Genomic DNA, 14328 nt, shown 5'->3' with positions numbered 1-14328 from the left:
TATCCGTTACTCTGCGATTTCCAACGATTCCTGAATCGGACTGCTGGTTTTCGCCATGTCACCGAAGCCCCGCAACCCAACAACGTGTACGTGCTCTTTATCGTTAAAGATCTTACGTACCAGCTTATAGGTAGTACCCTGCTCCGGACTGATATTTTCAGGCGCAGCAATCAGAAGCTGCATATCCAGACGGTGACAAAGCTCGAACAGGGTCGAGATTGATTTTGCATCCAGACGTGCCGCCTCATCAAGGAACAGCAGACGGCAAGGAATAACATCCTTACCACGTAAGCGTCGGGACTCTTCTTCCCAGCTCTGTACCACCATCAGCAGGATAGCCTGGCCGGTACCGATCGCCTCACCGGTTGACAGTGCGCCGGACTCTGCCTGCAACCAACCGTCTGTACCACGGTTTACTTCGATACCCAGCTCCAGATAATTGCGGTAATCCAGAAGCTCTTCACCGAGAACCTGCGGCGAACGCTGACCCAGATCGATATGCGGGTTCAGACGCTGGAACAGTTTAGCCATCGCTTCCGAGAAGGTCAGGCGGTTGTTACCAAACAAGTCCTGATGCTGCTCCGCTTTCTCCGCCAGTCCTTCAAGTAGCTGTGCATGGGTTTCGCGGATAGAGACATTCAGGCGCACCCCTTTCACCTGACCAAAGGCGATGTTGGATAAGCCTTGGTTCAACAGGCGGATACGGTTTTGCTCGCGCTGAATCGTCTTACGGATGATGTTGGCCACCGACTCAGAGCTGATTGCCAGACGTTTCTCACGCTGGGTCAGTTCTTCGGTCAGGCGTGCAAGCTCGACTTCCATCTCTTCAATCGCTTCGACCGGATCGTCAGTACGAATGATATCGTGACGGATACGCTCACGCAGGTGCTGGTAAACCGCAACATAGAACAGCACCTTGCGCTCTGGTCTTGCTATGTCTTCAGAAGCACGCAGGGCATCACGCAGGGTTTCATTGTCCGCCACCGCCAGACGCAGCGCTCCCAGTGACTTATCCGACAGCGAACGCAGTTCTTCGGCAGACATGTACGCCATTTCACGACGATTCAGTTGCTTCTCTACGTTGCTGCTGCGGGCAATTTTCAGCACATCCATCCAGCCCGCTTTTGCGTTGACCACAAAGGTACGCAGATCGGTGTATTCCTTGCCTGCTTTTTTCAGCGTTTTCACCAGAGATTTCATCTCCAGCTCAATCGAGGTCAGGCCTTTCTCCAGCTCGCTCTTACGGTTGCGGGACTGGGAAAGCTGGGCATTCAGTTCGTCACGGCGGATACGTGCGCGCTCTTCTGCCTCAACGTCGGCACGGACACCCAGTTCTGCCAGCTCACGTTTGAATTCCGCAACAGTTTCCTGTTTCGCCTGATGCGAGCTCTTCAGGGAGATCAGCACCTGATTGTACTGGTTCACTTGCTCACGCACCTGCTTCACCTGTTCACGTGAACGGGTACGCGCACGTTCTGCATCAACCAGTTTCGCTTTCAGCTGCTCGTTCAGCTCACTGCTTTTATCCAGCAGCGCTACCGCATCGGCATAACCAAAGTGGTGACGGCGCTCAACCAGATCAGACAAGGCAAACAGTGTCTTTTTCAGTGTTTGCAGGGTTTCGTCTGCCTGAAGATAGGCTGCGCTCAAGGCATCGAACTGCTCTGGGTCTGCGTCCAGTGTTGAAACCAGATTCTCCAGCTCCGCCAGCGCTTTGCCGTGTTCACGGGTGAAGTGACGCGCTTCGTCTGCCTGAGACAGGCGAGCTTCCACTTCCTCCAGACGCGCTTCCAACGTGTCATCTTCCAGCGCGTTCACGACGTGCTGGAGCTTGTTTAACAATGCAATCGCTTCTTTTGCACCGGTTAACTGGCTGCGAACCTGTTGTTCGCTTTCACGCAGTTGTGCCAGTTGGCGCTGGACGTTGCTCCGTTGCTCGCGCAGATCTTTCAGCGCCGCTTCCGGGTCTTCGTTGAACGCCACATTCATGTGGTTAGACACGAACTGGTTGAAGCTTTGGGTCAGTCGCTGGAGCTTCTGGGCATCAAACGAAGCTTTGGCGTAGTTCTCGACCAGTTCTTCACGTTTTTCACGCAGGGTTTCTAAACGATGCTCACGCGCCGCACGACCAAACAGCGGAATTTTCGGGAAACGTGAATAACGAAGCTGGCGGTCATTGAGATGAACACAAACCGCATCTTCCAGTTCTTCAACGTCAAACACGCTGTCATCAAAGCCGTCTGCATCCCCTTCAATGATGTACAGATCTTCCGGGCAGTCATCCAGATCCAACAGCTTGTCTTTAATACCTTTCAGGTCCGGCACCACAATCGCGTGGCGTGCAGGACCATAAAGTGCTGAGAAATACGGTGCGTCATCGAGGGTAATGTCATCGTAGATTTCTGACAGCAGCGTACCGCCCAAGGTGTCCGCCAGAGATTGCAGACGCGCATCATCGCTGCCGCCTGGTTGTGCCAGACGTTCGATTTCTGCTTCCAGCGCCTGTTTCTCGGCTTGCAGCTTGTCGCGGGTGGTGATGGTTTCACGCTCATCCGCCATCACGCGCTGCATGGTATCCAGCACCGCCTGACTGTCGTAAAGCTCTTCGCCGGTTTGCTCGGCAAGCTTTTCCAGTGCTTCCTGAGCGGCAATCCAGGCTGGTGCCACTTTTTCAAACTGGGCAGCTTTTGCGTTGATGTCATTTTCACGGCGTTGCAGTTCACGAACTTTCTCGGCTTGCTCGCCCACTGCGTCTTCCGCTGATTCCAAACGCGCCTGCTGGCGTGCCATTTCCAGCTCTACCGCTTCTTCCGAAGTGACAGTTTCATTGAACTGGCGCTGGTATTGCTCAGACAGGGTTTTTGCTTGCTGGAGACTGCGCATCTGACGTTCGAGATCGCGATGTTGTGAAGTCAGCTGTTCAGCATTCGCCGCTAGGTTGGCAAATTCGCGGCCTTTGGCAATCACTTCACGCGCTTTCTCACCGGCATCAGAACGGCTGACTTCGCCAGCAATGCTGCGAACCAGCTCAAGACCACGCTCAAACTGTTTCGCGGCAGCAGAAGACAAATCCAGCTTGTGCTTGAGGCTGAGAAGCTCAGACGTTTGCGCGTCTTCCTTCGCCTTCAGTGACGCCAGATATTCAGCGGCATTCTCTTGAGAAAGCGCATCATTGCCTGTCAGCTCACGGGCTTTTTCCAGTGCTTTAACCGCCTGTTGGTATTGCAGTGCACGGGTTTGCTGCATGTCCAGCGCTTGCTGGTAATCTGCCAACTGAGTTTTCAGACTGTCCACTTCCTCTTCGCTGAGGTGCGCCTGCTCTTCTGCCATGCTGAGCTGTTCAGTGGCTTCTTCCACCACCATCATCTGCTCTTCAAGGCGGACTGCCAGCTCTTCGAGATCTTCCTGGTAGCGTTCCACTTTCTCTTGTTGGCGCACCGCTGTCTGCACCAGTTGCAGGTGATCCGATGCCGCCTGATAGTCTTGCTCCAGATGAGTCTGGCTTTCGGTCAAGGCATCCAGCTCATCAGTCATACGACCGAATGTAGCTTGGAAATCATCCAACTGGCGACGGGAGCCAAGCAGCTCACCACGGCGTTGCAGGGCCAGCTCAAGCTTCTTACGACGCTCGTTGGCATGGCGCATATAGTCTGACGCAACATAGTTGGTGGACTCAGTGATCAGGTGTTTAAACAGGTCACGGTCACGTTGGGTCAGCTTGATCGCTTCCAGCGTCATACGGTTTTCGCGAAGCGCCACTTCCATGTCCTGGAAGGCTTTCTTCACACCGCCGTTTTGAGGCAGCAGGTAGTCACGCAGAGACTTGGTGATAGCGCTTGAAATGCCCCCATACAGCGAAGCTTCAATCAGGCGATAGAACTTGGAGCGGTCACTGCTGTTACGCAATTTCTTCGGCAGTGCGCCGAATTCAAACATCTGCGCATGATAGTCGGTGACGGAACTGAACGCCTTGAAATGTGCCGTGTCGTAGTCCGCCAGTGCGTCTTTCACTTCATTCAGTTGACGAACACGCACCTGATTAGCGGACACATTCTCAATCAGGATATCTGTTGGCTTCACGCCTGAAGGCAAACCCTGAACGATGAAGGGCTTGATATCCACTTTCTTGTCACGGCCAGCAACCTGCTGCAAACGCACACCAAACAGGATGCGCTGGTTACGTGAGTTGACCACATCCAGCGCCGCATAACAGGCGCCCGGCTTCAGTTTACCGTGCAGGCCTTTATCACGTGACGCAGACGAGCTTCCGGCTTCGGTGGTGTTACGAAAGTGCAGCAGGCTTTGGTCTGGGATCATGGCTGTGATGAACGCCGCCATGGTAGTGGATTTACCTGCGCCGTTACCGCCGGAAAGGGTTGTGACCAGATTATCAATGTCAAACGTACGGGCAAAGAAACCGTTCCAGTTGACCATGGTCAGCGATTGAAATTTACCGCGTTGGGTCATGCCTGCGCCTCCTGATCGTGCTCTGTACTTTCTTCATCGAACTCTTCATCTTTTAGTAGACTGGTTTGCACGTGTTCTTGCGGGTGGATCACCGCTTCACCGTCGCGGATCAGGCGAAGCTGCGCCTCACGGATATCATCGCCAGCACGCACATCCGCACCAAAACGGAAGGTCGCTTCGCTGACGCGGAATTTCCCATTTTCACCAATAGGCACAATCATGCCGATACGGCGAAGACGGCGCAGGGAGGTCTTCACTTTGTCGAACAGTTTTTCACGATCAAGATCTGAACCTGACGCACGCAGTGTCACCAGTTTCATCAGTTTCTTTTCGTCTGCCAGTGTCAGCAGCTCGTCAAACAGCTCCTGGGTGGTAAAAATCCCTTCCTGTGCCAACCGCTCCGGGCTTAGGTACAGGAAACACAACACCTTGCCCACCAGCATGTCGAGCTCTGACAGTACACTGCGGCCAATCAGTGACGTCGAACGAGGTCGCAAGTAAAAGAAACCTTCCGGCGCACGAACCAGTTCCGTGTTGTAGCGCTGGTAGAAATGCTGCAGGGGCGTTTCAAACTCAATCAGGTAGGCGTGATTGTCCAAATCTTCGCTGGCAATATGGCGGCCAGCACGCAATGCACTATCCAACGCCGGAAACAACGGATTGGCAATCGCCTTGGCCAATTCTTCCGGCATAAATTCTTCAATATTTATCGATGACATTTGCTTGTACCTTGGCTCCATAATCGTTAATTGCCTGCCAGTCCGGCTGGATTGCATTCATATCAGACTGCGAATAACCGAGGCGAACCGCCTGGTTGATCACGAGTCTCGCTAAATCGAAATGGCGGGCTCTTGGGTGTTGAGCCAGATAGTTTTTCAGTACCACGCCCAAATCAATGCCTTCACCTGTTGCGCGGTGTCGGGAAAGCATGTCTGCAATTTGGTCACTCAATTGGTCGTTAACCAGTGTCAGTTCCTCAAATTCAACCTCTGCCGGCATTTCGCCTGTCACTTCATCGTCGCGAAGCACCAGAGCCTCGTCGCGCATATCGCGCAGACGCTCTGCATCAGCAAACGTCAGGAACCATGGGTTATCAAAATATTCTGTCACCGACTGGCGCAAGCGCTGGCTGAACGCACGGTTCTTGTCCATGTCGATGGCATTACGAATAAATTTGTGTACGTGACGGTCATAACCGATCCACAGGTCAATCGCCTGCTGACCCCAGTTCACAATCCGATCCAGCTTCATTTGCAGGCTGTAGATCATCGCATCAACAAACTCCAGATCATCACGACCCTGAACCTGCTCTTGAATGTTCAACAACTGGGATTGCAATTGGTCTCCCGCGGATTGCAGGGTGTCCTGGAGTTCACGCAATGTACTGGAGGTTTCGTTCAGGAGATGCTCACAATTGGCAATGGCGGCCTGCCAATCCTGATTCAGCAGTGCTGCAATATCGTCTTTCACTTTCTGCTGTTGTTCATCCATGGTGCGCTGATTCAAATCGATACGATCGAAGATTTCCGCCACAGAATACTTCAACACGCCGTAAACATTTTTTCGCCAGAACTCTGCATCACCGTTTTCTTCGGCGGCACCCAGCGCTTTATCAATCTCATCTGCGACCATAGACAGTTGAATTGACAATTTCAGGGAGCTGTACTCACGATGACGCGCATAATAATCGCTAATCCCCAGCGCCAACGGCGTGAGGCGGTAAATACTCGCGCCGTCTGTCATTTCACTGGTGAAACGGCTCAGCAGGCGACTGCGTACCAAGTCGTTGATGGCATTGTTCGCGCGGAACGCGATGGTTTCGCTAGCTTGATCGAATTGGTCACTGACGATACGGAATGCATCAATCAGTTCCCCTTCCCCTAGCTCCTCCTCATAGCGCTCGCTGCTGAGCACAGCAACGGCAAGGAGAAATGCCAGCCGTTCCGGCGGTAGATTGAGAGAGAAATCGTTCGTTTTCACCCAACCGACCAACTCAGGAACAGTCTGAGAGAATTCGCTCATCCGTTTTCCTTGTTGTCTACTTATAATCGTTATGCTTCGAGGGGACGCTGCGCGTACACGTGAATGTAGCGGCCCAACGAGATAAAGGGTTCCTGGCGGCAGAGCTTCTGCTCCATCGCCACGACCTGTTCAAAGGTAAATTCACCCGTTCTTGTGTCTTTCATATAGTCATGGAACGTGCGGACACCACTTTTCCCCAAAATAGTAAAACCTGCTTCTTCTATCCATTGGTAAACGTCTTCCGGCTGGAGACCTTTCTGAGGTTGGAGTTTAAAGCGTTTACGATACGGCATGCCTTCTTCTACATGGGTCAGGTTGCCGCAAATAAGGTTTTTAAACAGCAGGCCATTTTGGTTGTAGAACATGACTGACGCAACACCGCCCGGCTTAACTTGTGACAATACAACATCCAGCGCGTGACGTGGCTCCGCAAGCCATTCCATCACAGCATGGAAAAGCATCAAATCGAACTGTTTATCAACATGCCGTGCGATTTCCTGCACCGGCGCATGCACGAAGCGATATTGCGGCAGAAGGCCCGCTTCTTCGATGCCTTTTTCCGCCAGAGCGAGCATCTGTGAAGAAAGATCACACAAGGTGACGTTGTGCCCCCGACGTGCGATTTGTTGCGATAACTGCGCCAAACCGCCTCCAGCGTCCAAAATGTCTAGTGAACTGGCTTCGCCCAAACGGTTAAGTATGGATTCGAGATCTTGCCAAACAACGGCTTGGCGGATTTCTCCTTTGCCTGAGCCATAGATGTTTTTAACAAATTTGTGGGCAATGTCGTCGAAATTTCTATCCTCTGTCACAGTGCCTTCGTTATCATTGTCTGCTAAGGGGGTTATTTTCGCACAAGGCTGCCGTTAATAAAGGCCTGATGCACTTTCTGACCCCTGTTTGACTATATTTCGGGCGACATTTCATGTTTGAACTAAAAAAACTCATATCAACTTTACTGATGCCCTTGCCTGCGCTACTGCTTATTGGATTCTTCGGCCTCTTTCTGATCTGGTTTACGCAGCGAAAAGGCTTCGGCTCTTTTTTGGTTTTTGTTTCGTTGCTGTTAATCTTCCTCACGTCTTTCCAACCATTCACATCGTCACTGCTGATCAAACTCGAAAGACAATATCAACCTTTCCTACCAACGAAAGAGCCGGTTGACTATGTGATGGTACTGGGCCACGGGCATGTTGTTGATGATGAGCTTCCCCCCACATCAGAATTGTCACGTGTGGCTTTGATGAGATTGATGGAAGGTATCCGCATTCACTTTATGTACCCGACCTCCAAATTGATCCTGTCAGGCTACGATGGTGGTTATGAAGTCAGTCACGCCCGTATGTTGGCGCGTGTCGCGCTGGCGATGGGGGTTAACAAGAACAACATTCTGCTGCTGGAAACCGCCAAAGATACGTGGGAAGAAGCATTTCAGGCAGCATCTGTGGTCGGTGACAGCAATTTGGTACTGGTGACCTCCGCCAATCATATGCCACGTGCCGTATATGAGTTTCAAAACGCAGGTTTGAATCCCATCCCGGCCCCCACCAACTTTATGGCGCAAAAAGAGATCCGCCAGCCTTGGATTAAATATGGGCCACGGGCGCAGTACCTTGAGCAGTTTGAACGCTACTGGCAAGAAAATCTGGGACAGATCTGGCAACGTCTTCGTGACAAAGTCTCACAGCAAGAAGCGGTAATGCAAGGCGATCCTGTGACATCTCCCTCATCGGGTGAATAAACTGTCATGGACATAAAAAGCCCCCCAATAATTGGTTGTCCAACTATTGGGGGCAGTTCATTTGAGGGGCGTTGTTCTTATCCGTGGTCGCTGAGGCTTACTGGGAAGCAACCCACTTTCTTACTACGTCTAAATCTTCCGGCGTATCTACCCCAGGTGGTGGCGCTTCAACCGCCACATCAACATGGATCTTCTCGCCATACCAGAGTACGCGGAGCTGTTCGAGGCACTCAATGTGTTCAATCGGACTGGGCGCCCAGTTGATATACGTCTTGATAAAGCCGGCACGGTAGCCGTAGATACCAATATGACGCTTCAGGTTTTGGTGAATTTCCGCCGGTACTTTGGCAAAGTTGTCACGATCCCAGGGGATAGTGGCACGGCTGAAGTATAGTGCGTAGCCATCTTTATCCGTGACCACTTTAACAGCATTAGGGTTGAACACTTCATCCTGGTGATCGATATTCACCGCCAGCGTCGACATGGGGGCATCGCTGCGCGCCAGGTTTTCTGCCACCTGACGGATCACACTGGGCGGAATAAGCGGCTCGTCACCCTGCACGTTGACGATGATCTCGTCGGCCTCAAGACCGTATTTCTCAACCACTTCCGCCAAGCGCTCGGTACCCGACTGGTGATCCTCCCGCGTCATGCACACTTCACCACCAAAAGCATTAGCCGCATCCACAATGCGCTGGTCGTCAGTCGCGATAATGACCCGTTCTGCACCGGATTTAATGGCCTGCTCATACACCCACTGGATCATGGGTTTTCCGCCGATATCGACCAGGGGTTTTGCCGGTAAACGGCTCGATGCATACCGCGCCGGGATCACCACGGTGAATCTCATTGTTTAACCTCGTCAGAAGACATTTCGCGCGCTTCTGTGGTCAGCATGACAGGAATGCCTTCACGGATCGGATACGCCAGGCGGTCAAACTTGCAGACCAACTCGTTTTTTTCTTTGTTATAGTTGAGCTTTCCCTTGCACGCAGGGCAAGCCACGATTTCAAGCAGTCGGTGATCCATATCCATCCTTCACTTTCATGATGTTGTTTAAAATGTTGGCCGTATCTGCGTCGCTGAACACAGCATCTACTGGCAAATACCACCAATTTTCAATCTCTGGGTGCTGGTTGATAAAAGCACGGCATTTCACGGCGTCTTTCTCGGTCATCAGCAAATTCTGGCCTTTCTTTGCCAGCACGTCCAATTGCGCATACTCAAACGCTTTATGATCGGCAAAAGGCTCGCAATGCACCGGGTTGATACCTAACGTCTGGAGCGTATTAAAAAAGCGCTGGGGGTTGCCAATGCCAGCAAAAGCAACCGGTGCTTTGAGTGATTGTGCTGAAACCCGTTCGCCGGTTTTGAGGTTGATGAATTTCGCAGGCTTTAGCGTCATCGCCACTTCGCCGGCGTGTGCCTCACCGCCGTTACAAACCACAAAATCAACGCTGCTTAATCTGTCGGTTTGTTCACGGAGCGGGCCTAACGGCATGTAATGCCCATTCCCGAAACGACGCTCGCCATCAACAATCACAAATTCGATGTCACGGCCCAGTTTGTAATGTTGGAGGCCATCGTCAGTGATAACAATGTCGACTCCCAATGGCAGTAACGCTTTGACGGCATCGCTGCGGACAGGTGAGATAGCAACAGGGGCCTGGGTACGCTGATAAATCAGCACTGGCTCATCCCCCGCCTGCTCAGTGCCTGTGTTTTCATCGACAATAAATGGATAACTGCCTGCCTTGCCACCGTAGCCGCGGGACACCACACCGGGATTAAAACCCTTGGCTTTCAGCTGTTCAACCAGCCAAACCACCACCGGTGTTTTACCGTTCCCACCGACGGTGATGTTACCCACCACAATCACAGGCACAGGGGCTTTGTACGCGCCATTGGTTCCAGCAAGATATGCTGCCCGGCGCTTTTTCGCAATCGCGCCAAACAGCTTGCTGAGAGGCCACAGGAGTGGCGCCCCAATCCAACCTAGCGGGTGGTTGTCAAACCAGATTTTTTCGACCAGCCCTGCCAAGCCTTATTCTCCAAACTGGATGCGGTGCAACTGGGCGTAAGCACCTTCTTTCGCGAGCAACTCAGCGTGAGTACCACGCTCAACAATTTCACCCTCATCAACCACCAGAATTTGATCGGCGTTTTCGATAGTTGAAAGTCGGTGTGCAATCACCAGTACAGTACGATCTTTCTGGAGTTCATCCAACGCCGCCTGAATAGCGCGCTCAGATTCGGTATCCAGTGCCGATGTCGCTTCGTCAAGAATCAATACCGGCGCGTCACGCAACAGTGCGCGGGCTATGGCAATTCGCTGGCGCTGACCGCCAGACAGACTCACGCCATTTTCGCCGATCACCGTATCAAAACCGTTATCCATACTGCGGATAAAGTCAGAAGCGTAAGCCAAATCTGCCGCCCGTTCGATCTCTTCACGGGTGTATTTGTCTTCTGCGGCATACGCGATGTTGTTGGCAATGGTGTCATTAAACAGGTGCACGTTCTGGGAAACAATCGCCACCTGCTCACGCAGGTTACTCAGGGTGTAATCTTCAATTTTTACGCCATCGATTAAGATCTCACCGCTATCGATGTCGTAAAAGCGGGTCAGCAGATTGGCAATGGTACTCTTACCCGAACCGGAACGGCCCACCAGAGCCAGTGTTTTTCCTGCTGGTAAATCAAAGGTCACGTGGTTCAGCGCCGGCGCATCTTTGGTTGGATAGGTGAACACAACATCATTCACTTTAATGTCGCCTTTCACGCGCTCTGCAACGTGTTTGCCGTTGTCTTTCTCGGTGTCCATTTCCATCAGTTCGAACAGGCTATTACACGCTGCCATACCACGCTGGAACTGGGATGTGACATTCGTCAGCGCTTTGAGGGGGCGCATCATTCCAAACATGGCGGCGAAGACAACCGCAAACGTACCTGCGCTCAATTCACTGCGGATAGCATCGGTATTTGCCAGAACCAGAACAGCCACCAGCGCAAAAGACGCAATCAACTGAATAACCGGGTTCGCAATCGCCTGTGCCGATACCAGCTTCATGGTTTGCTGGCGCATGCGGTTAGACACTTCTTCAAAACGTGTTTTTTCGACATCCTGTCCACCAAAACTCAGCACTACCTTATGGCCTTTCAGCATTTGTTCTGCTGAAGAAGTCACCGATCCCATCGCTTCCTGCATGTTGGATGAAATTTGGCGGAACCGTTTGGAGACAACGCGGATGGCAATAGCCACAATGGGAGCAATGATCAACAAGATCGCCGAAAGCTGCCAGCTGTTATAAAACATCAGGATCATCAAGCCAATGATAGACGCCCCCTCACGTACCAGACTGACTAAGGCACCACTGGTGGCATTGGCTACCTGTTCTGAATCATAGGTAATGCGGGAAAGCAGCGCACCGGATGATTCTTTATCAAAGAAACTGACCGGCATTTTCATGAAATGGTTGAACATACGGCGACGCATCGTCATCACGACATTGCCGGATACCCAGGAAAGACCATATGCAGAAACAAAGCTTGAAATACCGCGCACCAACATCAGGCCAACGAGATACAGCGGCATCCATGTAAGAAAATCACTGTCGACGGCATCATACGTAAAGCCTTCGTCGAGAAGTGGCTTAAGCATAGACACCATCAATGTGTCACTCGCCGCATTCACAACCAGTGCGATGACGGCAACCACCAGACCTATTTTGTAATTTGAAATGTATGGCCAAAGCTGTTTGAAGGTTTCCCAGGTGGTTTTATCTTGGTAGTTTGATGACATTTTATTGGCTTATCTTCTTGCAAGTAGCGGCATTCTACTCTTTTATTTGGGGTGGTCCAAACATCTTCCTGTACCAAAAAGGCTCGAGATCAAGACGTTGGCTACTTACCCACCACCCCTTGTTTGAGAAATGTACACCTACCTGACCATGTTGTCCGGTTTCATACCAAGAAATTTTACGTTCATGATACCTGTCGACAACACCGGGATTAGGCAAGTTCCAGGGTGTATAACGCCCGGTGGATGCAATCGCTACATGGGGGTTTACGGCATCAAGAAATGACGGCGATGACGATGTCTTGCTGCCATGATGGGGAACGATCAGCACATCCGCACGTACTTCAATAGTTTTGTCTACCAACCCGTTTTCCTGCGCTTTTGGCAGATCACCCGTTAACAGCACCGAATGTTGGCCGTCGGATACCCGAATCACGCAGGAATCCTCATTTCTGGCATCGTTGCGGAGCATGCCGGGGGATAACACTTCAAACCTCAATCCCTGCCATGCCCAGCTCTCCCCTGCCAGACACGGCAGATAGTCCGCAGAAATTTCCCCGCTCCTCACCCATGCAGGCTCAAGGTGCTCAATGACCCATGAAGCACCACCGGCGTGATCATTGTCGCTATGGCTCAATATCAAACCATCCAGTGATGTCCTGCGACGGGATAGCACCGGCTCAAGTACGGATTGGGCAATCGTACCGGATTGCCATGCTGCGCCCGTGTCATAAAGTATCGCGTGGTGATTCTTTTCAATCAGAACAGCGAGGCCGTGCCCGACATCAAACACATCCAACCGCCAACTGTCCGGGGAGATTTTAGGATGCCGCCATGACACTAAGGTGAGCAACGCAACAGCCCCCAGCACCGGGATCCGAATTAGCTTGAATGTCGTCAGCCCGTAAAGGATCACCATCACGGCCAGAATGAATGTCAACGGAATATTCTGGATATCCAGCCAGCCCATATTAGCCTTGTCCAGTATTTGGGTGATCGGCCACAGTGACATATCCGCCATTTGCCAGAACAGTTGGGCAACGGGAAACCATTCCATTACCAGCGCTATCAGTATCAAAGGCACCGTCAGTAAGCTGACGATGGGCACCGCTATCAGATTAGAAAACAGGGATAAGAAACTGACACCACCAAACCATACCCACATCACCGGCAGCATCCCAACCAACAAATAACATTGCATTCTGAACAGTTGCCAGATGTAACCCCGGATACCTTCAGCGTTATTCATTTGTCCGGAAAAGGTCATCATACAAAGCACGAAAACCGCACCAAATGACAGCCAGAAACTGATGGAGAAAACGGAAAGCGGATCAATCACCAGAACAACGGTTAACACCAATAACAATGTATTGAAAGGGCTCACGCTGTAACCGGATAACCTGATTGCTGTGTAAACGGACAAAGCAACCAGTGCCCGCAGCGAGGTGAGGCTGAAGCCAGCGAGCCAGGCATAACACACCGCCGTTAATAGACCCACAAAAGAGGGGATCCATAAACCATGGTCTAATGGGGTAAGAAATGGCCTTAACCATTTTGTGACAGTGTAACCGAAAAAGAATGCAAGACCGATATGAAGACCTGAAATAGCAAGAAGGTGGGCCAACCCGCTGTTTTGTAGTTTTGTCCAGTCCTCGCTTGTCAGCAAGTCCCTTTCACCAAAGGTCAGCGCGATCAGAAACCTGCCGTTTTCAAAGGCATTAAGCGTTGGCCGTACACGGTCAAACAAAGATTGCCTGACAGAAACCGTTCCATCACGTAACCGGGCCGAGAGCACAGAACCTTTAGCATGAATGTGCTTGGACAGAAAATAGGTCTCAGCATCAAAACCCGCTTCGTTTACCCTGCCATAAGGTTCCCTGACCCGGGCAGTGATTTCCCATCGCTGCCCTTGCTTTACCGGTGATTCACTGCGCCAGTACAGCCGGATCCTGAACTGTTCAAATAGGGTTAGTTTTTGCCCATTCACCGTGTCGACATCAAAGATTACACTTGTTTGTTGCTTTTCCCCGGTAAAAAGGCTGCCAACTTTGCCTGCTATGGTAGTATTCTGAGTCACTGTTAACGCGTGACTAATTTTATACATGTGCAGTGTCGCAGCACTGAAAGCAACCAAACACCCCATGGTAAGACCGATAAAAAATCGGGAAATGCGTTTGCGTTGGGCAAGGGTGACAACAAGAAATCCCAACACAACAAAGGGTTCTGGGAGCACTGGCCACCCTCTAAGCGAGACAATAGCCACTACGATGCCGAACATCACCTTCATGTCGGCAGCCGT

At 51.6% G+C, this 14328-nt stretch carries 10 protein-coding genes; 1 reads left to right on the top strand and 9 read right to left on the bottom strand.

Annotated features, from left to right (window positions below; all coding sequences use genetic code 11):
• Positions 1-6 precede the first annotated feature (6 nt).
• From mukB to cmoM, 4 genes are read right to left on the bottom strand one after another with little or no spacing between them, the layout of a single operon-like run.
• Positions 7-4467 (bottom strand): chromosome partition protein MukB, encoded by a 4461-nt coding sequence (gene mukB, locus VHA_RS13305; RefSeq protein WP_005505143.1) that lies wholly within the window; start codon positions 4465-4467, stop codon positions 7-9.
• Positions 4464-5186: a chromosome partition protein MukE gene (gene mukE, locus VHA_RS13300; protein WP_005505141.1), complete on the bottom strand. Its 723-nt coding sequence runs from the start codon at positions 5184-5186 to the stop codon at positions 4464-4466. The genes mukB and mukE overlap by 4 nt, the downstream gene beginning before the upstream one ends.
• Complete coding sequence (gene mukF, locus VHA_RS13295; RefSeq protein ID WP_005505139.1) at positions 5167-6489, bottom strand: chromosome partition protein MukF; 1323 nt, start codon at positions 6487-6489, stop codon at positions 5167-5169. Before mukF ends, mukE begins: the two co-directional genes overlap by 20 nt.
• A 29-nt stretch (positions 6490-6518) precedes the next feature.
• Positions 6519-7301 carry a tRNA uridine 5-oxyacetic acid(34) methyltransferase CmoM gene (cmoM, locus tag VHA_RS13290; protein ID WP_005505137.1) on the bottom strand — a complete coding sequence of 261 codons (783 nt, stop codon included), beginning with the start codon at positions 7299-7301 and terminating at the stop codon, positions 6519-6521.
• A 113-nt stretch (positions 7302-7414) separates the two neighbouring features.
• On the opposite strand from cmoM, the gene elyC reads away from it, so the two are divergent.
• Positions 7415-8230 (top strand): envelope biogenesis factor ElyC, encoded by an 816-nt coding sequence (gene elyC, locus VHA_RS13285; protein ID WP_005505133.1) that lies wholly within the window; start codon positions 7415-7417, stop codon positions 8228-8230.
• Between the two features lie 97 nt (positions 8231-8327).
• Here elyC and kdsB read toward each other — a convergent pair whose 3' ends face one another.
• The 5 genes from kdsB to VHA_RS13260 are packed head-to-tail and all read right to left on the bottom strand — an operon-like array spanning position 8328 to position 14316.
• On the bottom strand, positions 8328-9080 hold the full coding sequence (gene kdsB / locus VHA_RS13280; RefSeq protein ID WP_005505131.1) for a 3-deoxy-manno-octulosonate cytidylyltransferase: 753 nt from the start codon (positions 9078-9080) through the stop codon (positions 8328-8330).
• Positions 9077-9259 (bottom strand): Trm112 family protein, encoded by a 183-nt coding sequence (locus VHA_RS13275; RefSeq protein ID WP_005505130.1) that lies wholly within the window; start codon positions 9257-9259, stop codon positions 9077-9079. The genes kdsB and VHA_RS13275 overlap by 4 nt, the downstream gene beginning before the upstream one ends.
• A complete protein-coding gene (gene lpxK / locus VHA_RS13270; RefSeq protein ID WP_005505129.1) occupies positions 9240-10271 on the bottom strand; it encodes a tetraacyldisaccharide 4'-kinase in 1032 nt (343 codons plus the stop codon). The genes VHA_RS13275 and lpxK overlap by 20 nt, the downstream gene beginning before the upstream one ends.
• A gap of 3 nt (positions 10272-10274) precedes the next feature.
• On the bottom strand, positions 10275-12032 hold the full coding sequence (gene msbA, locus VHA_RS13265) for a lipid A ABC transporter ATP-binding protein/permease MsbA (RefSeq protein ID WP_005505128.1): 1758 nt from the start codon (positions 12030-12032) through the stop codon (positions 10275-10277).
• 34 nt (positions 12033-12066) lie between these two features.
• On the bottom strand, positions 12067-14316 hold the full coding sequence (locus VHA_RS13260) for a DNA internalization-related competence protein ComEC/Rec2 (protein ID WP_005505127.1): 2250 nt from the start codon (positions 14314-14316) through the stop codon (positions 12067-12069).
• Positions 14317-14328 lie beyond the last annotated feature (12 nt).

The sequence above is a fragment of the Grimontia hollisae CIP 101886 genome, assembly GCF_000176515.1.
In the GTDB taxonomy this organism is placed as follows: domain Bacteria; phylum Pseudomonadota; class Gammaproteobacteria; order Enterobacterales; family Vibrionaceae; genus Enterovibrio; species Enterovibrio hollisae.
This window is presented reverse-complemented; position numbering and strand designations above follow the sequence as displayed.

Excerpts from the sequence above, each read along its gene's own strand:
- mukB (WP_005505143.1), bottom strand. The coding sequence starts at position 4,467 with ATGACCCAACGCGGTAAATTTCAATCGCTGACCATGGTCAACTGGAAC.
- mukE (WP_005505141.1), bottom strand. The coding sequence starts at position 5,186 with ATGTCATCGATAAATATTGAAGAATTTATGCCGGAAGAATTGGCCAAG.
- mukF (WP_005505139.1), bottom strand. The coding sequence starts at position 6,489 with ATGAGCGAATTCTCTCAGACTGTTCCTGAGTTGGTCGGTTGGGTGAAA.
- elyC (WP_005505133.1), top strand. The coding sequence starts at position 7,415 with ATGTTTGAACTAAAAAAACTCATATCAACTTTACTGATGCCCTTGCCT.
- kdsB (WP_005505131.1), bottom strand. The coding sequence starts at position 9,080 with ATGAGATTCACCGTGGTGATCCCGGCGCGGTATGCATCGAGCCGTTTA.
- VHA_RS13275 (WP_005505130.1), bottom strand. The coding sequence starts at position 9,259 with ATGGATCACCGACTGCTTGAAATCGTGGCTTGCCCTGCGTGCAAGGGA.
- msbA (WP_005505128.1), bottom strand. The coding sequence starts at position 12,032 with ATGTCATCAAACTACCAAGATAAAACCACCTGGGAAACCTTCAAACAG.
- VHA_RS13260 (WP_005505127.1), bottom strand. The coding sequence starts at position 14,316 with ATGAAGGTGATGTTCGGCATCGTAGTGGCTATTGTCTCGCTTAGAGGG.